The organism is Bacillus sp. SIMBA_074 (assembly GCF_046534555.1).
Lineage (GTDB): Bacteria > Bacillota > Bacilli > Bacillales > Bacillaceae_G > Bacillus_A > Bacillus_A mycoides.
Genome location: NZ_JAWRYM010000035.1, coordinates 37,186 through 58,395, shown reverse-complemented (window position 1 = coordinate 58,395; position 21,210 = coordinate 37,186). Strand labels below are relative to the sequence as shown.

The 21,210-nt window shown below is 37.5% G+C and carries 24 protein-coding genes and 2 other annotated features; all 24 genes read left to right on the top strand.

Annotated features, from left to right (window positions below):
- Positions 1 to 288 precede the first annotated feature (288 nt).
- The 24 genes from ctsR (at position 289) to SB773_RS25600 (ending at position 20,965) form a co-directional block, all read left to right on the top strand.
- On the top strand, positions 289 to 750 hold the full coding sequence (ctsR, locus tag SB773_RS25715; protein ID WP_002029353.1) for a transcriptional regulator CtsR: 462 nt from the start codon (positions 289 to 291) through the stop codon (positions 748 to 750).
- A gap of 169 nt (positions 751 to 919) precedes the next feature.
- Positions 920 to 1,468: a protein-arginine kinase activator protein McsA gene (gene mcsA / locus SB773_RS25710; protein WP_410592933.1), complete on the top strand. Its 549-nt coding sequence runs from the start codon at positions 920 to 922 to the stop codon at positions 1,466 to 1,468.
- A 4-nt stretch (positions 1,469 to 1,472) separates the two neighbouring features.
- A complete protein-coding gene (gene mcsB / locus SB773_RS25705; protein ID WP_002169332.1) occupies positions 1,473 to 2,537 on the top strand; it encodes a protein-arginine kinase McsB in 1,065 nt (354 codons plus the stop codon).
- Between the two features lie 22 nt (positions 2,538 to 2,559).
- Positions 2,560 to 4,995, top strand: coding sequence for an ATP-dependent protease ATP-binding subunit ClpC (gene clpC / locus SB773_RS25700; RefSeq protein ID WP_002009819.1), 2,436 nt, complete (start codon positions 2,560 to 2,562; stop codon positions 4,993 to 4,995).
- A 94-nt stretch (positions 4,996 to 5,089) separates the two neighbouring features.
- Positions 5,090 to 6,466 (top strand): DNA repair protein RadA, encoded by a 1,377-nt coding sequence (radA, locus tag SB773_RS25695; RefSeq protein ID WP_002009817.1) that lies wholly within the window; start codon positions 5,090 to 5,092, stop codon positions 6,464 to 6,466.
- Positions 6,467 to 6,469: 3 nt separating this feature from the next.
- Positions 6,470 to 7,543, top strand: coding sequence for a DNA integrity scanning diadenylate cyclase DisA (gene disA, locus SB773_RS25690; protein WP_000392162.1), 1,074 nt, complete (start codon positions 6,470 to 6,472; stop codon positions 7,541 to 7,543).
- A gap of 160 nt (positions 7,544 to 7,703) precedes the next feature.
- A complete protein-coding gene (locus SB773_RS25685; protein WP_002063406.1) occupies positions 7,704 to 8,807 on the top strand; it encodes a PIN/TRAM domain-containing protein in 1,104 nt (367 codons plus the stop codon).
- Positions 8,808 to 8,823: 16 nt separating this feature from the next.
- On the top strand, positions 8,824 to 9,504 hold the full coding sequence (gene ispD / locus SB773_RS25680; protein WP_410592929.1) for a 2-C-methyl-D-erythritol 4-phosphate cytidylyltransferase: 681 nt from the start codon (positions 8,824 to 8,826) through the stop codon (positions 9,502 to 9,504).
- Between the two features lie 113 nt (positions 9,505 to 9,617).
- Positions 9,618 to 10,094 carry a 2-C-methyl-D-erythritol 2,4-cyclodiphosphate synthase gene (gene ispF / locus SB773_RS25675; protein ID WP_000488386.1) on the top strand — a complete coding sequence of 159 codons (477 nt, stop codon included), beginning with the start codon at positions 9,618 to 9,620 and terminating at the stop codon, positions 10,092 to 10,094.
- Between the two features lie 89 nt (positions 10,095 to 10,183).
- Entirely contained in the window at positions 10,184 to 11,641 is a 1,458-nt protein-coding gene (gene gltX / locus SB773_RS25670; RefSeq protein WP_002091496.1) for a glutamate--tRNA ligase, read from the top strand.
- 47 nt (positions 11,642 to 11,688) lie between these two features.
- Positions 11,689 to 11,934 (top strand) — a binding site (T-box leader).
- A gap of 137 nt (positions 11,935 to 12,071) precedes the next feature.
- Positions 12,072 to 12,737: a serine O-acetyltransferase gene (cysE, locus tag SB773_RS25665; protein ID WP_002091498.1), complete on the top strand. Its 666-nt coding sequence runs from the start codon at positions 12,072 to 12,074 to the stop codon at positions 12,735 to 12,737.
- The gene (gene cysS, locus SB773_RS25660) at positions 12,718 to 14,115 is read left to right on the top strand and encodes a cysteine--tRNA ligase (RefSeq protein ID WP_410592925.1); all 1,398 of its coding nucleotides are present in this window, start codon (positions 12,718 to 12,720) and stop codon (positions 14,113 to 14,115) included. The genes cysE and cysS overlap by 20 nt, the downstream gene beginning before the upstream one ends.
- 2 nt (positions 14,116 to 14,117) lie before the next feature.
- Entirely contained in the window at positions 14,118 to 14,525 is a 408-nt protein-coding gene (locus SB773_RS25655; protein WP_002009804.1) for a Mini-ribonuclease 3, read from the top strand.
- Positions 14,522 to 15,265 (top strand): 23S rRNA (guanosine(2251)-2'-O)-methyltransferase RlmB, encoded by a 744-nt coding sequence (gene rlmB / locus SB773_RS25650; protein WP_002091503.1) that lies wholly within the window; start codon positions 14,522 to 14,524, stop codon positions 15,263 to 15,265. Before SB773_RS25655 ends, rlmB begins: the two co-directional genes overlap by 4 nt.
- A gap of 3 nt (positions 15,266 to 15,268) precedes the next feature.
- Complete coding sequence (locus SB773_RS25645; protein WP_002009801.1) at positions 15,269 to 15,781, top strand: NYN domain-containing protein; 513 nt, start codon at positions 15,269 to 15,271, stop codon at positions 15,779 to 15,781.
- A gap of 67 nt (positions 15,782 to 15,848) precedes the next feature.
- Positions 15,849 to 16,508: an RNA polymerase factor sigma-70 gene (locus tag SB773_RS25640; protein ID WP_410592921.1), complete on the top strand. Its 660-nt coding sequence runs from the start codon at positions 15,849 to 15,851 to the stop codon at positions 16,506 to 16,508.
- Between the two features lie 128 nt (positions 16,509 to 16,636).
- The gene (gene rpmG / locus SB773_RS25635) at positions 16,637 to 16,783 is read left to right on the top strand and encodes a 50S ribosomal protein L33 (protein WP_012260172.1); all 147 of its coding nucleotides are present in this window, start codon (positions 16,637 to 16,639) and stop codon (positions 16,781 to 16,783) included.
- Between the two features lie 32 nt (positions 16,784 to 16,815).
- Positions 16,816 to 16,995, top strand: a complete 180-nt coding sequence (gene secE, locus SB773_RS25630) for a preprotein translocase subunit SecE (RefSeq protein WP_002009797.1) — start codon at positions 16,816 to 16,818, stop codon at positions 16,993 to 16,995.
- A 131-nt stretch (positions 16,996 to 17,126) separates the two neighbouring features.
- Positions 17,127 to 17,660 carry a transcription termination/antitermination protein NusG gene (nusG, locus tag SB773_RS25625; protein ID WP_002009795.1) on the top strand — a complete coding sequence of 178 codons (534 nt, stop codon included), beginning with the start codon at positions 17,127 to 17,129 and terminating at the stop codon, positions 17,658 to 17,660.
- A gap of 168 nt (positions 17,661 to 17,828) precedes the next feature.
- Positions 17,829 to 18,254, top strand: a complete 426-nt coding sequence (gene rplK / locus SB773_RS25620) for a 50S ribosomal protein L11 (RefSeq protein WP_001085872.1) — start codon at positions 17,829 to 17,831, stop codon at positions 18,252 to 18,254.
- A 180-nt stretch (positions 18,255 to 18,434) separates the two neighbouring features.
- Positions 18,435 to 19,127: a 50S ribosomal protein L1 gene (rplA, locus tag SB773_RS25615; RefSeq protein WP_002009792.1), complete on the top strand. Its 693-nt coding sequence runs from the start codon at positions 18,435 to 18,437 to the stop codon at positions 19,125 to 19,127.
- Between the two features lie 49 nt (positions 19,128 to 19,176).
- Positions 19,177 to 19,322: a sequence feature (ribosomal protein L10 leader region), on the top strand.
- A gap of 39 nt (positions 19,323 to 19,361) precedes the next feature.
- Entirely contained in the window at positions 19,362 to 19,862 is a 501-nt protein-coding gene (gene rplJ / locus SB773_RS25610) for a 50S ribosomal protein L10 (RefSeq protein ID WP_002009790.1), read from the top strand.
- 67 nt (positions 19,863 to 19,929) lie between these two features.
- The gene (rplL, locus tag SB773_RS25605; RefSeq protein ID WP_002009788.1) at positions 19,930 to 20,289 is read left to right on the top strand and encodes a 50S ribosomal protein L7/L12; all 360 of its coding nucleotides are present in this window, start codon (positions 19,930 to 19,932) and stop codon (positions 20,287 to 20,289) included.
- A 76-nt stretch (positions 20,290 to 20,365) separates the two neighbouring features.
- Positions 20,366 to 20,965, top strand: a complete 600-nt coding sequence (locus SB773_RS25600; protein WP_002124684.1) for a class I SAM-dependent methyltransferase — start codon at positions 20,366 to 20,368, stop codon at positions 20,963 to 20,965.
- Positions 20,966 to 21,210 lie beyond the last annotated feature (245 nt).

Sequence of the window (21,210 nt, the reverse complement as noted above, 5' to 3'; positions counted from 1 at the left end):
GAACACGGAAGTTAAGCTCTCTAGCGCCGATGGTAGTTGGGACCTTGTCCCTGTGAGAGTAGGACGTCGCCAAGCAAGATAAAAACACAAGTCTTTTGACTTGTGTTTTTTCGCGTTTCTTTTTACAATTCATAGTAATTTAAAAAATCTTTACTTAAAGAATCGTCCTTTTGATTAAAGACAGGGAAATGTGGCTAGGATAGTGAATAAGCAAAAGAGTTGCAAATTTTTTTAATACGTATATAATTAAAGTCAAAGATAGTCAAAGTCAATAAAGGTGGCGGATAAATGAGAAATATATCTGATATCATTGAGAAATATCTAAAGCAAGTTATTGACTTAAGCAATAATAATGCGATTGAAATCAAGAGGAATGAGGTCGCTGATCGATTCGATTGTGTGCCGTCTCAAATCAACTATGTAATCAATACCCGTTTTACGTTAGAAAGAGGATTTGTAGTAGAAAGTAAACGAGGTGGAGGAGGTTACATTCGCATTATAAAAGTCAAACTGCATGATGATATAGACATTATTGATCAAATGCTTCATATGATTGATCATAGCGTTGCACAAGGAAATGCTGAAAGTATGATTATACGTTTAATAGAAGAGGGGATTATAACAAATCGTGAAGCTAAACTTATGTTAAGCGTACTAGATCGTTCTGTATTATTAATGGATGTTCCTTCTCGAGATGAACTTAGGGCTCGAATATTATGCGCAATGTTAAGAACACTGAAATATAAATAAATATAACTTTTATTAAGAATGATAGCTAAGATAATGCAGTTTAATATTGTAGGGATTTTGAAAGATGACATGTGCTTTTACTAAATGGATTAAGGAAAGAGAACAATCTAGTAATGTATGAAAAGTATCATGAGATAGATCGTTCCTGTTGTAAAGGTGGGGGATAGCGATGACTTGTCAAAACTGTAATATAAGACCAGCAATTTTACATTATACAAAAGTAATCAACGGAAAAAAGGCGGAAGTTCATCTTTGCGAGCAATGTGCAGAACAAAGTGGCTATACGTCTTTCTTTCAATCACCGCAGTCTAATTTTTCATTCCATGACCTATTAGCCGGATTATTGCATAGTGAACCAGCAATGTTTGAAGAAGGGCAAGATGCATTTTCAAATACAAATATATCAAGATGTCCGAATTGTAAGATGACATATGAACAATTTACAAAAGTGGGACGCTTTGGATGTGCTTCTTGTTACGATACATTTAAGGGGCACTTAAAACCATTGTTAAAACGTCTTCACGGTGGGCATACGGATCATTGTGGAAAAATTCCTGAACGTATAGAAGGAAATATCTACTTAAAGAAAGAATTAGATGAACTAAAACTCAATCTGAAACAATATGTACAGAAAGAGGAATTTGAGAAAGCGGCTGAAGTACGAGATAAAATTCGAGGTCTTGTAAATCAGCTTAGTGAGCATAGAGAGGGGGAATAGTTCTATGTCACTGGACAGAATCATGAATGAAGCGATTAGTCCATGGATGAAGGGAGATGGCCCTGATTCTGATATTGTTTTAAGTAGTCGAATTCGTTTGGCTCGTAATTTTAAAAAATATCAATTCTCTACTATGCAAAACGAGGAAGAAGCTAAGCAGATTCATGAGTTATTTAAGAAGAAGTTTATAAAAAAACCTGTTGAACCTTTTGGGGAGTTTGAACTATTAAAAATGAATGAATTAAATCCTCTTCAAAGGAGAGTTTTAGTTGAGAAGCATTTAATTAGTCCAAATCTTGCAGGAACAGAATACGGAGCATGCCTACTATCAGAAAGTGAACATATAAGTATCATGCTTAATGAAGAGGATCATGTTAGGATTCAGTGCCTATTTTCAGGTTTACAGTTATCAGAGGCGCTTCAAAGTGCCAATCAAATAGATAATTGGATCGAGGAGCAGGTTGAATATGCTTTTGATGAATCGCTTGGATATATTACGAGTTGCCCCACTAACGTCGGTACAGGATTAAGGGCTTCGGTAATGATTCATTTGCCGGGACTGGTTTTAACGAAAAGAATTAACCGTATTATACAAGTAATTCAAAAATTAGGGTTAGTAGTAAGAGGAATATACGGTGAAGGTAGCGAAGCGTTAGGTAATATATTTCAAGTGTCAAATCAAATGACACTAGGGAAATCAGAAGAAGATATTATTGCAGATTTAAAAAGTGTCATTCAACAAATCATCCATCAAGAAAAAACGGCTAGAGAATTAATTGTACAAAATTCAAGCATTGAGCTTGAAGATAAAGTATATCGTTCTTACGGAATACTAGCTAACAGTCGTTTAATTCAATCTGCAGAAGCAGCCACTTGCTTATCAGATGTACGGCTTGGTATTGACTTAGGATATATACAAGGTATATCGAGAAATATTTTAACTGAGTTAATGGTTCTTACTCAGCCAGGCATTTTGCAACAATATGCAGGAGGACCTTTAGGACCAGAAGAAAGAGATTATCGAAGAGCAACCTTAATCCGTGAGCGATTACGAATTGAACAAAATTAAGCGCAAGTAGGAGGCGATTTCTATGATGTTTGGAAGATTTACAGAACGAGCACAGAAAGTATTAGCTTTATCTCAAGAGGAAGCAATTCGCATTGGGCATAATAATATTGGAACAGAACATATTTTACTTGGGCTTGTACGCGAAGGTGAAGGAATTGCAGCAAAAGCGTTAATTGCTCTTGGATTAAGTCCAGAGAAAGTTCAAAAAGAGGTAGAAGCATTAATTGGACGTGGAACGGAAGCTTCTCAAACAGTACATTACACACCTCGTGCTAAAAAAGTTATTGAGTTGTCTATGGACGAAGCTCGTAAGCTAGGCCATTCCTACGTTGGAACAGAACATATTTTACTTGGTTTAATCCGTGAAGGTGAAGGTGTAGCAGCACGCGTTTTAAATAATTTAGGTGTAAGCCTAAATAAAGCAAGACAACAAGTGTTACAACTCCTTGGAAGTAATGAAGCTAGTTCAGGTCACCAGGGTGGTTCATCAACAAATGCGAATACACCTACACTTGACAGTCTAGCACGTGATTTAACAGTTGTTGCACGTGAAAATCGTTTAGATCCTGTTATTGGACGTAGTAAAGAAATTCAACGTGTAATTGAAGTGTTAAGCCGTAGAACAAAAAACAATCCAGTATTAATTGGAGAACCTGGTGTAGGTAAGACAGCAATTGCGGAAGGATTAGCACAGCAAATTGTAAATAATGAAGTTCCTGAAACTTTAAGAGATAAGCGTGTTATGACATTAGATATGGGTACAGTTGTTGCTGGAACAAAATATCGTGGTGAATTTGAGGATCGTTTAAAGAAAGTGATGGATGAGATTCGCCAAGCTGGTAACATCATTCTATTTATTGATGAGCTTCATACGTTAATTGGTGCAGGAGGGGCGGAAGGTGCAATTGATGCATCGAATATTTTAAAACCATCTTTAGCACGTGGTGAATTACAATGTATTGGTGCAACAACTTTAGACGAATATCGTAAATATATTGAAAAGGATGCGGCATTAGAAAGACGTTTCCAACCAATTCATGTTGATGAACCAAACTTAGAAGAATCAGTTCAAATTTTAAAAGGTTTACGTGACCGTTATGAGGCGCATCACCGCGTATCTATTACAGATGATGCAATCGATGCGGCTGTAAAACTTTCAGATCGTTACATTACAGACCGTTTTTTACCTGATAAAGCAATCGATTTAATTGATGAGGCTGCATCAAAAGTGCGCTTACGTTCTTATACAACACCGCCAAACTTAAAAGAGCTTGAAGTGAAGCTTGAGGAAATTAGAAAAGAAAAAGATGCAGCTGTACAAAGCCAAGAATTTGAAAAAGCTGCTTCCTTACGTGATATGGAACAACGTTTACGTGAAAAGTTAGAAGATACAAAGCGTCAGTGGAAAGAGAAACAAGGACAAGAAAACTCAGAAGTAACAGTAGAAGATATTGCAAATGTCGTTTCCACATGGACACGTATTCCAGTTTCTAAACTTGCACAAACAGAGACAGATAAATTATTAAACTTGGAATCAATTTTACATGATCGTTTAATTGGGCAGGATGAAGCAGTTGTAGCTGTGGCAAAAGCTGTTCGTCGTGCGAGAGCGGGATTAAAAGATCCGAAACGTCCAATTGGCTCATTTATTTTCCTAGGACCTACTGGTGTAGGTAAAACAGAACTAGCAAGGGCATTAGCAGAATCTATGTTCGGTGATGAGGATGCAATGATCCGCATCGATATGTCTGAGTACATGGAAAAGCATTCTACTTCTCGTTTAGTTGGATCTCCTCCAGGATATGTTGGATATGAAGAAGGTGGACAATTAACAGAGAAAGTTCGTCGTAAGCCATATTCAGTTGTCTTATTAGATGAAGTAGAGAAAGCTCATCCTGATGTGTTTAATATTTTACTACAAGTATTAGAAGATGGCCGTTTAACAGATTCTAAAGGACGTACAGTTGATTTCCGTAATACAATTGTTATTATGACGTCTAATGTTGGTGCAGACGCATTAAAACGTAATAAACATCTTGGATTTAACGTACAAGATGAGAGCCGCGATTATTCAGATATGAAAGGTAAAGTAATGGATGAATTGAAAAAAGCATTTCGTCCAGAATTCTTAAACCGTATTGATGAAATTATCGTGTTCCATATGCTTGAGAAAAAGCATATTCAAGAAATTGTAACTCTTATGGTGAATCAGTTAGTGAAACGCTTAAAAGAACAAGAGATTGAATTGCACTTAACAGAAGGAGCAATTTCAGCAATTGCTGATAAAGGATTTGATCGAGAGTACGGTGCTCGTCCGCTTCGTAGAGCAATTCAAAAACATGTAGAAGATAGACTATCAGAAGAACTGTTAAAAGGTGCTATTGAGAAAGGACAAAAAGTTATCTTTGATATAGAAGGAGAATCATTTGTCATTCATAGTGCGGAAAAGGTAAAATAAGTATAGACAAACAAAGAGGGCTACGCGATAGCCCTCTTTCTTGTACGAGAAGGATAAACGTTTGTAGATGAAAGTGAAGTGAACTATAAAAGATATGGCTAAAAAGAAAACAAAATTTACATGTCAAGAATGTGGTTATCAGTCGCCAAAATATATGGGGAAATGTCCTGGATGTGGTCAATGGAATACGCTTGTTGAAGAGATGGAACCAGTTGTATCATCAAGACGCCTTAATTATGCCAATGCAATTCAATCAGAAGTAACAAAACCAAGACGCTTAACAGAGGTAGAAACAAAGTCTGAGGCGCGTATTGAAACGAAATTTCAAGAGTTTAACCGTGTACTTGGTGGCGGGATTGTAGATGGATCTTTAGTACTTATTGGTGGAGACCCTGGGATTGGGAAATCAACATTGTTATTACAAATTTCATCGCAATTAGCAGATTCTTCATATGATGTACTATACATATCAGGTGAGGAGTCAGCAAAGCAGATCAAACTTCGTGCAGATCGTTTGCATGTAAAGGGTAGTAATCTATTTGTTGTAGCAGAGACTGATTTACAGAGAATTGCAGCGCACATTGAAGAGATGAATCCAGCTTTTGTTGTTATTGACTCCATTCAGACGATACATTTACCTGAAGTGACGTCAGCCCCAGGGAGTGTAACGCAAGTACGTGAATGTACAGCGGAATTAATGAAACTTGCAAAGACGAAAGGGATTCCTATTTTTATCGTCGGACATGTGACAAAAGAAGGTGCAATTGCAGGACCACGTATGCTAGAACATATGGTTGATGCAGTTCTTTACTTTGAAGGAGATCGTCACCATACATATCGTATTTTGCGAGCTGTGAAGAACCGTTTTGGTTCCACAAATGAAATGGGTATCTTTGAAATGAAGGAACTAGGTCTTGCAGAAGTACTAAATCCTTCTGAAATTTTCCTTGAGGAACGTCCAGTTGGAGTTGCAGGATCCACAGTGGTTGCTTCAATGGAAGGAACAAGACCGGTTTTAGTAGAAATACAAGCATTAATCTCCCCTACTAGTTTTGGAAATCCTCGAAGAATGGCGACGGGAATTGATCATAACCGCGTTTCACTTATTATGGCAGTGCTAGAAAAAAGAACAGGTTTATTGTTGCAAAATCAAGACGCATATTTAAAAGTTGCGGGTGGCTTGAAATTAGATGAACCAGCAATCGATTTAGCTGTCGCCTTAAGTATTGCTTCAAGCTTCAGAGATAAAGCTACTGCACCAGCCGATGCGGTAATAGGAGAAGTAGGCCTAACTGGAGAAATAAGAAGAGTATCAAGAATTGAACAACGTGTACAAGAAGCAGCGAAATTAGGATTTCAACGTGCTATTATTCCTAGAAAAAATTTGGGAGGATGGACAATTCCAGATGGGATTGAGGTAGTAGGTGTTTCTAATTTAGGAGAAGCGCTTCGTTTGACATTAGGAGGCTAGGCTATGGAGGAAAACAAGCAACGTGTCAAAAGTATGATTAATATTCTACAGCTTGTTGCCCCAGGAACACCACTACGCGAAGGGATAGATAACGTACTTCGTGCGCAAACTGGAGGGCTAATTGTTCTTGGGTATAATGAGCAGATTAAAAGTATTGTTGATGGAGGATTTCACATTAATTGTGCATTCTCACCGGCTAGTTTATATGAATTAGCAAAAATGGATGGGGCACTTATTTTAAATGAAACTGGGAGCAAAATTTTAATTGCAAATGCACAATTAGTTCCAGATCCATCCATTGATTCTATTGAAACAGGTATGCGTCACCGAACGGCAGAGCGTGTAGCAAAGCAGACGGCTAGCCTTGTTGTGGCTATTTCACAAAGACGTAACGTAATTACACTATATCAAGGGAACTTACGTTATACACTAAAAGATATAGGTGTAATTTTAACAAAGGCAAACCAAGCTATTCAAACGTTAGAAAAATATAAAGCTGTATGGAATGATGGGATTACGAATTTGGGCATTCTAGAATTTGAAGAGGTCGTTACAATGTCCGAAGTAGTCCACGTTTTACATAGTGTTGAAATGGTACTGCGTATTAAAAATGAAATAGTGAGCTACATTCATGAGTTAGGAACGGAAGGAAGGTTAATTCGTTTACAACTTACAGAATTACTAGCCGACTTAGAAGCAGAGGCAGCGTTATTAATTAAGGATTATTATCAAGAAAAAACGCAGGATCACCATCAAATTTTGAAAAAGTTACAAGATCTTGCAAATACACAGCTTTTAGAGGATAGCGATTTAGTTAAATTGCTCGGCTATCCAGGGCAAATGAGCTTAGAAGAAAGCGTGACACCGAGGGGATACCGAATCGCAAGCAAAATTTCTCGTGTTCCACCACTTATCATTGAAAATTTAATTAATCGATTTAAAACATTGCAAGGTGTTTGTCGTGCAACTATTAATGAATTGGATGATGTGGAAGGAATTGGGGAAGTTAGGGCGAAGAAAATACGAGAGGGCCTAAAAAGAATTCAAGAGCATCTCTATATGAGTAGACACAATTAAGAATATTACATTGATTCCATAATATAACGACACTAGAACATTTTTGTTATATGATATGGTATATTGGTAAATAAAACTATTTACAAAAAAACACGTCCGCTTTTGCATTCGGCGTTTTGATTAGCAAAACAATGGTTAATAATGAGTAGGAGGTGGTTGGATGTTAAAAAGGATCGTACAGCTCTTCTTTTTAGTGATCGGGGGAGCGTTAGGGATTTTTCTAATCCCAAAAGTTATTAATGTATTGGACGTTGGTGCTGTTCCTTTGCTTGAGGGATCGTACGTTCGTGCAATTATTGGTGCAATTATTTTATTTTTAACAACATTTTGGCTTGTGGATTATATTGTTCAACTTATTAAACATATCGAAGAAGCCCTTGTAAAGGCACCGGTAGCGGATGTTTTATTTGGTACATTAGGGTTGATCTCTGGTCTTATTGTTGCATATTTAATTTTGATACCAATTCGTGAATTCACGATTCCAGTCATTAGTACAGTATTACAAGTGTTCTTTACTCTTTTACTTGGTTATTTAGGATTCCAAGTAGGATTTAAAAAGAGAAATGAATTGCTAGGATTATTTACATTACCCCAGCGTGGAGGTAAGAAGAAAAACAATAGCGAGAACGAAGAGGTAGAGGTAGAAAAATCTACAACTCATTGGAAAATTCTCGATACAAGCGTAATTATTGATGGACGTATTGCGGATATTTGCCAAACGAAGTTTTTAGAAGGAACAATTGTGATTCCACAATTCGTATTAGAAGAGCTTCAGCATATTGCCGATTCTTCTGATGCTTTAAAGCGTAATCGTGGTCGCAGAGGATTAGACATTTTAAATCGTATTCAAAAAGAGCTACCAATTCCGGTGGAAATTTATGAAGGCGATTTTGAGGATATCCAAGAGGTGGATAGCAAGCTTGTAAAGTTAGCTAAAATCACTGGTGGAACTGTTGTAACAAATGATTTCAACTTAAACAAAGTTTCTGAATTACAAGGAGTAACAGTATTAAACATTAACGATTTAGCAAATGCAATTAAACCAGTCGTACTCCCTGGCGAAGAATTAAGTGTTTATGTTGTGAAAGATGGTAAAGAACAAAATCAAGGTGTGGCATATTTAGATGATGGCACGATGATTGTAGTAGAAGACGGTAGAGAATATGTCGGTTCGCAACTTAATGTACTAGTTACAAGTGTGTTGCAAACATCGGCTGGTCGTATGATTTTCGCAAAACGTAAATTATTAGAAAAAGCATTATAAGTAGAGGATTATTAATATGTATACGTTAATTATTCCAGCAGCGGGTCAAGGGAAACGGATGGGTGCTGGCAAAAACAAGTTGTTCTTACTTATAAATGGAGTACCTATCATTGTGCATACATTACGTGCTTTTGAAAAAGATAAAGCATGTAAACGTATTATCATGGCAATTAACGAAGAGGAACGCCCTTATTTTGAGGAGTTAATGCAGAAGTACCCGGTTGAAAAGCAGGTGCAATTTATTCAAGGCGGGGCCGAAAGACAAGATAGTGTGTATAATGCGCTTCAGTACGTGAGTGGTGTTGAATATGTTCTCGTACACGATGGTGCGCGCCCGTTCGTAACGAATAAGATGATGCAAGATGTATTAACTGCAGCAGAGAAATATGGTGCTTCCATTTGTGCGGTGCCAGTGAAGGATACCATTAAGAAAGTAGAACAGGGTGTTGTTGTCGAAACGGTAGAACGTTCTCAGCTTAAAGCGGTTCAAACACCGCAAGGATTTTCTGTTCCTCTTTTATTAGAAGCTCATAGAAGTGCAAAGCAAAGTTGTTTTCTTGGTACAGATGACGCAAGTCTCGTAGAACGTATAGGGAAGAAAGTAGGCGTAGTAGAGGGGAGTTACTATAATATTAAAGTGACGACTCCAGAGGATTTACTAATTGCTGAAAGTTTCCTTCATGTTCAGAAGAAATAGAAGTGATGGTATTATAGTAAAGAAAAGCTCGGCAGTTGCCGGGCTTTTCTTTATAGAGATAGCAATATAATATAGAATTCATAAAGTAGTTTAGATTGAGGAGGATGTAAAGAATGTTTCGAATTGGACAAGGTTTTGATGTACATGAATTTGCGGAAGGTAGACCGTTAATTATCGGTGGAATTACAATTCCTCATGAAAAAGGATTAATCGGTCACTCGGATGCAGATGTATTGTTACATACGATTGCTGACGCATGTCTAGGAGCAATTGCAGCAGGAGATATTGGAAAACATTTTCCCGATACAGATCCTGCCTTCAAAGATGCGGATTCAGCTGTATTGTTACAAAAGGTTTGGGAATTTGTGCGTGAACAAGGTTATGAGCTAGGGAACCTAGATTGTACAATTATTGCCCAAAAGCCAAAAATGGCACCGCATATTGAAAGCATGCGTAAACGCATTAGTGAACTATTAGAAACGTCTATTGATAATATTAATGTAAAGGCAACAACAACAGAAAAATTAGGATTTACAGGTAGAGAAGAAGGGATTGCTTCTCAAGCGGTTGTTTTATTACAGAAAAAATAGTGGTTTTTAATTCGTAAGATGGATAATCACGTTTTTTTGGTGTACAATTATAGAATGTGTTGACATTAAGATTGGAAGGTGTACCAACTATGGAAAAGCAAGTGAGAGTGCGCTATGCGCCAAGTCCAACAGGACACTTACATATCGGAAATGCGCGTACGGCATTATTTAATTATTTATTTGCTCGTCATCAAGATGGTAAGTTTATTATTCGTATTGAAGATACTGATGTGAAACGTAATGTTGCTGGTGGAGAAGAAAGCCAATTAAAATACTTGAAATGGCTCGGTATGGACTGGGATGAAGGTGTTGATGTTGGTGGTGAATTTGGACCATATCGTCAAACAGAGCGTTTAGATATTTATAAAAAATTATATAAAGATTTATTAGAGCGTGATTTAGCTTACAAATGTTATATGACAGAAGAAGAGCTAGAAGCAGAGCGTGAAGGTCAAATCGCTCGTGGTGAAACACCGCGTTATGCAGGAAACCACCGTGATTTAACTGAGGAGCAAATTAAAGGATTTGAGGCTGAAGGCCGTATTCCAAGTATTCGCTTCCGTGTGCCGGCTGATAGCGACTACACGTTTAAAGATCTCGTAAAAGATGAAGTTGCATTCCATTCAAATGATTTTGGTGATTTCGTTATCGTGAAAAAAGATGGAATTCCAACTTATAACTTTGCGGTAGCGGTAGATGATCACTTAATGGAGATTACACACGTACTTCGTGGTGATGATCATATTTCAAACACGCCAAAACAAATGATGATTTACGAAGCTTTCGGTTGGGATATCCCGAAGTTCGGTCATATGACTTTAATTGTAAACGAAAGCCGTAAAAAGCTAAGTAAGCGTGACGAATCTATTATTCAATTTATTGAGCAATATAAAGAGCTTGGATATCTTCCAGAAGCAATCTTTAACTTTATTGCATTACTAGGTTGGTCACCAGTAGGTGAAGAAGAAGTCTTCTCTCAAGATGAGTTCATCAAAATGTTTGATGCAGCTCGTTTATCAAAATCACCTGCATTATTTGATTCCCAAAAACTAAAATGGATGAACAACCAATATATGAAAAAACAAGATTTAGATACGGTTGTTGAACTAAGCTTACCGCATTTAGTGAAAGCGGGTCGCGTAGGTGAAAACTTAAGCGAACAAGAACAAGCGTGGGTTCGTGATGTAATTGCTTTATATCATGACCAAATGAGCTTTGGAGCTGAAATTGTAGAGCTTTCTGAAATGTTCTTTAAAGATCATGTTGATCATGAAGAAGAGGGACAAGAAGTATTGAAAGGTGAACAAGTACCTGAAGTACTTCGTGCATTTGCCGATCAATTAGAAGCTTTAGAAGCAATGGAGCCAGCGGCAGTTAAGGCGGCTATTAAAGCAGTTCAAAAAGAAACAGGACATAAAGGTAAAAACCTATTTATGCCAATCCGTGTTGCTACTACTGGACAAACACATGGTCCAGAGCTTCCTAACGCTATTGCTCTTCTTGGAAAAGAAAAAGTTTTAAATCGTATTCAAAAAGTAATTGGTTAACATTTTCTAGGTTTAGCAATATAATAAGTATATCTAAAATCTAATAAGGAAAAGCGACGAGAAGGAGAAGTAGAAAATCAGGCTTTTTACAGAGAGAACCACCCTTAGGCTGGAAGTGGTTTATAAGCGGATTTTTGAAATGCCCCTTCGAGTCTTCTGTTGAACAGCGAAGTATTTCGCGGAACGTCTTAGGGCGCAAAGTAAACAGAAGCGGTGTAAACCGTTATCATGGATGAGTTTGAGGCTTCTTTAGCCTAAACAGAGTGGAACCGCGCTTAAAAGGCGTCTCTGTCTATATGACAGAGGCGTCTTTTTTTTATACCATGTAAATGGTGTGAGTATAAGTCTTATCCCCTTGTATAAAGATTTAGGGGGAAGTGGGGAGTTAGTTCACTCGAAAAAAGCAGCCCATAAAGGGGAGGGAACATCGATGTTTAAGAGGCTTCGGGAAGATATTGAAGTCGTTTTTGAACAGGATCCAGCGGCAAGAAGTTATTTCGAAGTCATTTTAACTTACTCTGGATTACATGCAGTTTGGGCCCATCGAATTGCACATGCTTTTTATAAAAGGAATTTTTTCTTTATGGCACGTTGGATTTCGCAAGTTAGTCGTTTTTTTACTGGCATTGAGATTCATCCAGGAGCAACTATTGGTCGTCGTTTTTTCATTGATCATGGAATGGGGGTTGTGATTGGAGAAACGTGTGAAATTGGCGAAAACGTAACAATTTATCAAGGTGTCACATTAGGTGGTACAGGTAAAGAAAAAGGAAAGAGGCACCCTACAATTCAGGATAATGTATTAATTGCAACAGGTGCTAAAGTACTAGGTTCTATTACTATTGGAGAGAATTCTAAAATTGGAGCAGGATCTGTCGTGTTAAAGGAAGTTCCTGCGCATTCTACAGTTGTAGGTATACCTGGCCGAGTCGTTATTCAAAATGGAGTAAAAATTGGTCAAGAATTAAATCATTCTGATCTTCCGGATCCGATTTTTGATAAATTAAAGGTTATGGAAGTAGAACTTGATAAATTGAGAAAGCAACTTGAAGTAAAGGTAGGAAGGAAGGATAAAAATGACTATTCACATTTATAATACGTTAACGCGTCAAAAAGAAGAGTTTATGCCATTAGAAGAAAATAAGGTAAAGATGTATGTGTGCGGACCTACAGTGTATAACTACATTCACATTGGGAATGCAAGACCACCTATGGTGTTTGATACAGTACGCCGTTACTTAGAATATAAAGGATATGATGTGCAGTATGTATCTAACTTTACTGACGTGGATGATAAATTAATTAAGGCGGCAAACGAATTAGGTGAAGATGTGCCAACAATTGCAGATCGTTTTGTTGAAGCTTACTTTGAAGATGTAACGGCACTAGGTTGCAAACATGCAACGGTTCATCCACGTGTAACGGAAAATATGGATATCATTATTGAATTTATTCAAGAACTTGTGAATAAAGGGTATGCATATGAATCAGAAGGTGATGTGTACTTTAAAACGAAAGAATTCGAAGGTTACGGTAAATTATCACATCAACCGATTGCAGACTTACGTCACGGTGCACGTATTGAAGTAGGAGAAAAGAAACAAGACCCTCTTGATTTTGCTTTATGGAAAGCTGCGAAAGAAGGAGAAATCTTCTGGGAAAGCCCTTGGGGGAAAGGACGCCCAGGGTGGCATATTGAATGCTCAGCAATGGCGCGTAAATATTTAGGGGATACAATTGATATTCATGCTGGTGGTCAAGATTTATCATTTCCTCATCATGAAAATGAAATTGCGCAGTCTGAGGCGTTGACAGGAAAAACATTTGCACGTTATTGGATGCATAACGGATATATTAATATTAATAACGAGAAGATGTCTAAGTCGCTTGGAAACTTCATTTTAGTTCACGATATCATTAAACAATATGATCCACAGTTAATCAGGTTCTTTATGCTATCGGTACATTACCGTCACCCAATTAACTTTAGCGAGGATTTATTGCAAAGTACTAATAATGGACTAGAAAGAATTAAAACAGCTTACGGTAACTTAAAGCATCGTATGGAAAGTAGTACGGATTTAACGGACCATAATGAAAAATGGTTAGCTGAAATGGAAAAGTTCCAGGTTGCATTCGAAGAAGCGATGGATGATGATTTCAATACGGCTAATGCGATTACTGAATTATATAACGTAGCAAATCACGCAAATCAATATTTGTTAGAAGAACATACTTCTAAAGTTGTAATTGAAGCGTATGTAAAACAACTTGAAACATTATTTAGTATTTTAGGATTAGAATTAGCGCAAGAAGAGTTGCTTGATGAAGAAATTGAAGCACTAATCCAAAAGCGTATTGAAGCTCGTCAAAATCGTGACTTCGCATTATCTGATCAAATTCGCGATGATTTAAAAGGACGTAATATTATTTTAGAAGATACCGCTCAAGGTACAAGATGGAAAAGAGGATAAGAATGATTGATGCAAAGCAATTAAACAGCTTAGCTTTAGCATATATGGGTGATGCGGTATATGAGCAATATATCCGCTATCACCTCCTTCAAAAGGGGACAGTTCGCCCTAATCAATTACATCGCTTAGGGACGGGCTTTGTTTCGGCAAAAGCACAGGCGAAAGTTGTTTATCATTTATTAGAAACGGCATTTTTGACAGAAGAGGAAGAGGCGGTATTAAGAAGAGGGCGTAATGCGAATTCGGGTACTGTTCCAAAAAATACAGATGTACAAACATATCGACACAGTACAGCCTTTGAAGCGCTAATCGGTTATCATCACTTGTTGAATAATCGTGAAAGATTGGACGAGATTGTATATAAGGCGATTGACGTTTTGGAAGAAAAGGAAGGGAGCACATCATCATGAGTAGTGAATATATTATCGGACGTAACCCTGTAATTGAAGCTTTAAGAGCGGGGAGAGATATTAATAAAATTTTGGTAGCGGAAGGTGCTGCCAAAGGACAAGTGCAAATTGTACTAGCATTAGCAAAAGAGAATAAGGTTATTTTGCAACACGCACCAAAGAAGAAATTAGATCAATTGGTTGAGGGTAATCATCAAGGTGTAATTGCTCAAGTAGCTGCATATCAATATGCTGAGTTAGAGGATTTGTTTAAATTAGCAGAAAAACGCAATGAAGATCCGTTCTTCTTAATTTTAGATGAAATTGAAGACCCGCATAACTTAGGCTCTATTATGCGTACTGCGGATGCAACAGGGGCTCATGGGGTTATTATTCCAAAAAGAAGAGCTGTGGGGCTTACAGCGTCAGTTGCGAAAGCGTCGACTGGGGCAATTGAATATATTCCTGTTGCACGTGTAACAAATTTATCGCGTACAATTGATGAATTAAAAGAACGTGGACTTTGGATTGCTGGTACAGATGCCAAAGGGAAAACAGATTACCGTAATTTAGATGGTAATATGCCAATCGGACTAGTAATTGGTAGTGAAGGAAAAGGTATGAGTCGTATTATTGGTGAAAAGTGTGATTTCCTAATTACTTTACCGATGGTCGGTAAAGTTACATCCTTAAATGCTTCAGTAGCCGCAAGTTTGTTAATGTATGAGGTATATCGTAAACGTCACGAAATTGGTAAATAAAAAATGAACGATATTTTAATCGTTGACGGTTACAACATTATCGGGGCTTGGGGAGACTTGAAGAAACTGCGGGATGTAGATTTACAGTCATCAAGAGACGCACTTATTGATAAGATGGCGGATTATCAAGGGTATACAGGCACAAAGGTAATGATTGTCTTTGATGCCTATACAGTCTATGGTATTGAAAAAAAGATGAAACAATCACGGGTGGAAGTAATATTCACGAGAAAAAATCAAACTGCAGATGAAAAGATAGAACAACTTGCGATTGAGCTTAGAAATATAAATACACAAATATACGTTGCAACTTCGGATTATACGGAGCAATGGATTATATTTGCGCAAGGTGCACTTCGAAAATCTGCGCGTGAATTAGAGTTAGAAGTGCAAGCGATGGAACAACAAGTAAGAAGGTGTACAAAAGACACGAAAGAAAAGCAACCCGCCATGCGAAAGATATTTAGTGAAGATATTACAGAAAAATTAGAAAAATTAAGAAGAGGAGAGCGTTGAAGCATTGACGCTCTTTATCTTTTTACTGTATAATATTGCTAAATATATAGCGGTCGGAGGGATCAGGGTGGAAGCAGGCTTCGTAAGTGTAGGCGACGTTACATTTCGTGATTTAGAGGATGAGGCAATCGTTGAGTTAGTTCGAAAAGGTAATACTGACGCTCTAGAATATTTAATTCACAAATATAAGAACTTTGTTCGCGCGAAATCAAGATCTTATTTCTTAGTGGGTGCCGATCGAGAAGATATTGTTCAAGAAGGCATGATTGGATTGTTTAAAGCTATTCGTGATTATAAAGGGGACAAGCTGTCTTCGTTCAAAGCATTTGCTGAACTGTGTATCACTCGACAAATTATTACCGCTATTAAAACAGCAACAAGGCAAAAACATATTCCGTTAAATTCGTATGTGTCTTTAGATAAGCCAATTTACGATGAGGAATCTGATCGAACATTATTAGATGTTATTTCGGAATCGAAAGTAACTGATCCAGAAGAGATGATTATAAGTCAGGAAGAATATACAGACATAGAATCTAAAATATCTGAATTATTAAGCGATTTAGAAAGAAAAGTGCTCTCTTTATACTTAGATGGTCGTTCCTATCAAGAAATTTCAGAACAGTTAAACAGGCACGTGAAATCTATTGATAACGCATTGCAGCGTGTAAAAAGGAAATTAGAAAGATATATGGAGATGAGAGAGAGCACAACTTTAAATGCATAGCAAGTGCCGCAGGTGTAAAATAATTCACCTGTTTTCTTTTTGTTAAGAGAGTGAAAGTCATGACATTGACATTGTCTTTTGTTGTATGATACATTTTTAGGGACAATGTTACAAGGTTGGTGTAACTAATGAGGAAAAAAGTTGTACTCTCATGTGAAGAGTGTAAAAATCGAAACTACTCTACGATGAAAGATACGAGCTCAGTAGAGCGACTTGAGATAAAGAAGTTTTGTAAAACATGCAATAAGCATACAGTTCACAAAGAAACAAAATAAATAATTGAAATAATAAACTGGAGGTCCCGTAGATGCGTTTAACGAACTTTTTCGGCGATGTAGGTCGCGAAATGAAAAAAGTAAGTTGGCCTAAAAAAGATGAATTACTCCGATCAACAACGACTGTTATCGCGACAGTTGTGTTCTTTGCGATTTTCTTCGCAGTGGTTGATATGGGCATTTCTTCTTTAATTCGGTTAATTCTTGGTTAATTCTTGAATAAGAAGCACTTATCCATGATATAATGTTATTTATAAGAACTGTGTAAAAGCCCGGTGAACGGGTTTTTTCATTTGCGCAAAAAAATGTACGTCAGGGAGGGAAGGACGCTCGTCCTAAATGAATGGAAAAAAGTTGGTATGTTGTCCATACTTATTCTGGATATGAAAATAAAGTAAAAGCAAACCTAGAGAAACGTGTAGAATCAATGGGTATGCAAGATAAAATTTTCCGTGTTGTTGTCCCGGAAGAAGTAGAAGTAGAAATGAAAAATGGTAAAGAAAAAATAACGAAAAGAAAAGTGTTCCCAGGTTACGTATTAGTAGAACTAATCATGACTGATGATTCTTGGTATGTTGTTCGTAATACGCCAGGTGTAACAGGCTTTGTCGGTTCTTCTGGTTCAGGATCTAAACCATCGCCTCTATTAGAAGAGGAAGTTGTTACCATCATGAAGCATATGGGAATGGACAATGAAGTGGTTGATTTCGAATTTGAACTTCATGAAACAGTGCGTGTAAATGAGGGGCCATTCGCGGATTATACAGGTGCGATTGAAGAAATTGATGTGGAAAAGAAAAAAGTTAGCGTGCTTGTAGACATGTTCGGTCGCGAGACTCCGGTTGAACTTGATTTCCATCAAATTGAAAAATTATAAAATGAAACTTGAAATGAATTGTAAAAAGTGATAATATCTTTTAAGTCAGTACGTCTTCGGTAACGGAGACGTTTTTTGAAAAAGATTTTATCATTATGATAAAATATGAAGTGGGAGGGCAAATCACTGCCCAATTGACCACATCACGGACTTAAGGAGGTGTGTCTCGTGGCTAAAAAGGTAATTAAAATGGTAAAACTTCAGATTCCTGCAGGTAAAGCTAATCCAGCTCCGCCGGTTGGTCCAGCATTAGGACAAGCAGGTGTTAACATCATGGGCTTCTGTAAAGAGTTTAACGCTCGTACAGCTGATCAAGCTGGTCTTATCATCCCTGTTGAAATTACGGTATTTGAGGACCGTTCATTCACTTTCATTACTAAAACTCCTCCTGCTGCTGTTCTTCTTAAGAAAGTAGCTGGTATTGAGTCTGGTTCTGGTGAACCAAACCGTAATAAAGTGGCAACTGTTAAGCGTGATAAAGTACGCGAAATCGCTGAAACTAAAATGCCTGACCTAAACGCTGCTAGCGTAGAAGCTGCAATGCGTATGGTTGAAGGTACTGCGCGCAGTATGGGCATCGTTATCGAAGACTAATTCGATTTGTTTTTTGTAAAAAAGGTTGCGGGTCTGGAATTCCAATTCGCAACCTTTATTATCGTAAATGATCATCATTTTTAAATAAATGGATGGGCGCACATCCTCGGGGGTTCCCGGAATGAAGGCGTAAACGTGGGAGGTTATTCCGCTAAAACCACATTCAAGGAGGAAACAAACATGGCTAAAAGAGGTAAAAAGTACGTTGAAGCTGCGAAGCTTGTTGATCGTGCATCTGCTTACTCTGCAACAGAAGCAGTAGAATTAGTAAAGAAAACAAACACAGCTAAATTTGATGCAACTGTAGAAGCTGCATTCCGTTTAGGTGTTGACCCTAAGAAAGCTGACCAACAAATTCGTGGTGCAGTTGTTCTTCCACACGGTACGGGTAAAGTACAACGTGTATTAGTATTCGCTAAAGGCGAAAAAGCAAAAGAAGCTGAAGCTGCTGGCGCTGAATTCGTAGGCGATGCTGATTACATCGGTAAAATCCAAAAAGGTTGGTTTGATTTCGATGTAGTAGTAGCAACTCCTGATATGATGGGTGAAGTTGGTAAACTTGGTCGTGTATTAGGACCTAAAGGTTTAATGCCAAACCCTAAAACTGGAACGGTTACTTTCGATGTAACTAAAGCTGTTAACGAAATCAAAGCTGGTAAAGTTGAATACCGCGTTGATAAAGCTGGTAACATCCACGTTCCAATCGGTAAAGTATCTTTCGAAGATGCTAAATTAGTAGAAAACTTCAAAACAATTGCTGACACGCTACAAAAAGCTAAGCCAGCTGCTGCAAAAGGTACTTACATGAAGAACGCAACTGTTGCTTCTACAATGGGACCTGGCGTACGCGTAGACGTTTCTACACTTGCGTAAAAATTGGAAGTTGACTTCATAAAGAAGTTTTAATATAATCATTTATGTTGTGAATTTTAATAGTGTACCGTAGACAGTAGGAGTCGATTCGACTTAATTTCCTACCTAGGTGTTAATATACGAAGCGGAATCTTTTTTCTGTGACTATATGCCTCCATGTCTACAAGTTGGGCATGGAGGTTTTTAGTGCACTTTCGGTACATCTTCTATATAATCTACAGGAGGTGTAATAACATGAGCAAAGTAATCGAAACTAAACAACAAGTTGTAACTGAAATCGCTGAAAAACTTCGCGCGAGTAAATCTACAATTGTTGTTGACTACCGTGGTTTAACAGTTTCTGAAGCAACAGAATTACGTAAAAACTTACGTGAAGCTGGCGTTGAGTTCAAAGTTTACAAAAACTCTTTAACTCGTCGTGCTGCAGAGTCTGCTGAAATGGCTGAGTTAAACGAATTCTTAACAGGACCAAACGCAATCGCGTTCAGTAACGAGGATGTAGTTGCTCCTGCGAAAGTATTAAACGACTTCGCTAAAAATCATGAAGCTTTAGAAATTAAAGCGGGCGTAATCGAAGGTAAACTTGTAACACTTGATGAGGTTAAAGCTATCGCTACTCTTCCATCACGTGAAGGCTTACTTTCTATGCTTCTTAGCGTTCTTCAAGCTCCAATCCGTAACCTTGCACTTGCTACTAAAGCAGTTGCAGATCAAAAGGAAGAGCAAGGCGCTTAATTTTTTAAAAGATAATTACTTGTTATCTATAAAACAATACAAACCTATTTAAGGGAGGATATTTACAATGACTAAAGAACAAATCATTGAAGCAGTTAAATCTATGACTGTATTAGAACTTAACGACTTAGTAAAAGCTATCGAGGAAGAATTCGGCGTAACTGCTGCTGCTCCTGTAGCTGTAGCTGGTGGCGCTGGTGAAGCTGCTGCTGAGCAAACTGAATTTGACGTAGTACTTGCAAGTGCTGGCGCTCAAAAAATCAAAGTTATCAAAGCTGTACGTGAAATCACTGGTCTTGGCTTAAAAGAAGCTAAAGAATTAGTTGACAACACTCCAAAAGCAATCAAAGAAGGCGTTACTAAAGAGGAAGCTGAAGAAATGAAAGCTAAACTTGAAGAAGTTGGCGCTGCTGTAGAAGTTAAGTAATTAACTTTTGGTGCTTTAAAAAAAGCTCGCTCTTATGCGAGCTTTTTTTTTAACTGTAAAGAAAAGAGGTGGCCATATGGCAGACCATTATTTTTCTAACGACCCTTCTAGTAAAAGTGATCGTAAACGATGGGAAGTTACACTTCGTGAATCTCGATTTACTTTTTTATCTGACCATGGGGTGTTCTCGAAAAACGAAGTGGACTTTGGTTCTCGTCTTTTAATTGAAGCGTTTCAAATGCCAGATGTTAAAGGTAATGTGTTAGACGTAGGATGTGGGTACGGTCCAATCGGTTTGTCGTTAGCGAAAGAGTTTCAAAATCGTGAAATTCACATGGTGGATGTGAATGAAAGGGCCTTGGGACTTGCAAAAGAAAATGCCGCTAATAACAGAATTGAAAATATACGTATTTTGCAAAGTAGTGTCTATGAAAATGTAGATGGCAAGTATGCTGTTATTCTATCTAATCCTCCAATTCGTGCTGGTAAAGATATCGTGCATGAGATTTTAGAAAAGGCTGTGGAGTATTTAGTTTCAGGTGGAGAATTGTGGATTGTTATTCAAAAGAAACAAGGTGCGCCATCTGCGATGAAAAAACTAGAAGAAGTATTTTCTGAAGTTGAAGTTGTAGAAAAGAAAAAAGGATATTATATCATAAAATCAAAAAAGCGTTGACGGTTATTTTTGGCTATGTTAACATTATACAATGCCAATATATGATTTTCTGCGTTGAGAAAGATGTATATTTTTGCTTCTCTTGGAAAAGATAGTAAAATCAGCAGATTATGAAACAGAATGATGGTTTTCTTATAGAAGCCATTTTTCTTTTTTGAGCAGGTAGAAAGACTCAACGTATCTATCTTTAAGAGAAAAAAACTACGCTAATAGCAGTAGTTGTATTTATTTGTGATTTTGCACAA

Bases quoted from the DNA above. Each gene is read 5' to 3' on its own strand.
- ctsR (WP_002029353.1), top strand. From the start codon at position 289: ATGAGAAATATATCTGATATCATTGAGAAATATCTAAAGCAAGTTATT.
- mcsA (WP_410592933.1), top strand. From the start codon at position 920: ATGACTTGTCAAAACTGTAATATAAGACCAGCAATTTTACATTATACA.
- mcsB (WP_002169332.1), top strand. From the start codon at position 1,473: ATGTCACTGGACAGAATCATGAATGAAGCGATTAGTCCATGGATGAAG.
- clpC (WP_002009819.1), top strand. From the start codon at position 2,560: ATGATGTTTGGAAGATTTACAGAACGAGCACAGAAAGTATTAGCTTTA.
- radA (WP_002009817.1), top strand. From the start codon at position 5,090: ATGGCTAAAAAGAAAACAAAATTTACATGTCAAGAATGTGGTTATCAG.
- disA (WP_000392162.1), top strand. From the start codon at position 6,470: ATGGAGGAAAACAAGCAACGTGTCAAAAGTATGATTAATATTCTACAG.
- SB773_RS25685 (WP_002063406.1), top strand. From the start codon at position 7,704: ATGTTAAAAAGGATCGTACAGCTCTTCTTTTTAGTGATCGGGGGAGCG.
- ispD (WP_410592929.1), top strand. From the start codon at position 8,824: ATGTATACGTTAATTATTCCAGCAGCGGGTCAAGGGAAACGGATGGGT.
- ispF (WP_000488386.1), top strand. From the start codon at position 9,618: ATGTTTCGAATTGGACAAGGTTTTGATGTACATGAATTTGCGGAAGGT.
- gltX (WP_002091496.1), top strand. From the start codon at position 10,184: ATGGAAAAGCAAGTGAGAGTGCGCTATGCGCCAAGTCCAACAGGACAC.
- cysE (WP_002091498.1), top strand. From the start codon at position 12,072: ATGTTTAAGAGGCTTCGGGAAGATATTGAAGTCGTTTTTGAACAGGAT.
- cysS (WP_410592925.1), top strand. From the start codon at position 12,718: ATGACTATTCACATTTATAATACGTTAACGCGTCAAAAAGAAGAGTTT.
- SB773_RS25655 (WP_002009804.1), top strand. From the start codon at position 14,118: ATGATTGATGCAAAGCAATTAAACAGCTTAGCTTTAGCATATATGGGT.
- rlmB (WP_002091503.1), top strand. From the start codon at position 14,522: ATGAGTAGTGAATATATTATCGGACGTAACCCTGTAATTGAAGCTTTA.
- SB773_RS25645 (WP_002009801.1), top strand. From the start codon at position 15,269: ATGAACGATATTTTAATCGTTGACGGTTACAACATTATCGGGGCTTGG.
- rpmG (WP_012260172.1), top strand. From the start codon at position 16,637: ATGAGGAAAAAAGTTGTACTCTCATGTGAAGAGTGTAAAAATCGAAAC.
- secE (WP_002009797.1), top strand. From the start codon at position 16,816: ATGCGTTTAACGAACTTTTTCGGCGATGTAGGTCGCGAAATGAAAAAA.
- nusG (WP_002009795.1), top strand. From the start codon at position 17,127: ATGGAAAAAAGTTGGTATGTTGTCCATACTTATTCTGGATATGAAAAT.
- rplA (WP_002009792.1), top strand. From the start codon at position 18,435: ATGGCTAAAAGAGGTAAAAAGTACGTTGAAGCTGCGAAGCTTGTTGAT.
- rplJ (WP_002009790.1), top strand. From the start codon at position 19,362: ATGAGCAAAGTAATCGAAACTAAACAACAAGTTGTAACTGAAATCGCT.
- rplL (WP_002009788.1), top strand. From the start codon at position 19,930: ATGACTAAAGAACAAATCATTGAAGCAGTTAAATCTATGACTGTATTA.
- SB773_RS25600 (WP_002124684.1), top strand. From the start codon at position 20,366: ATGGCAGACCATTATTTTTCTAACGACCCTTCTAGTAAAAGTGATCGT.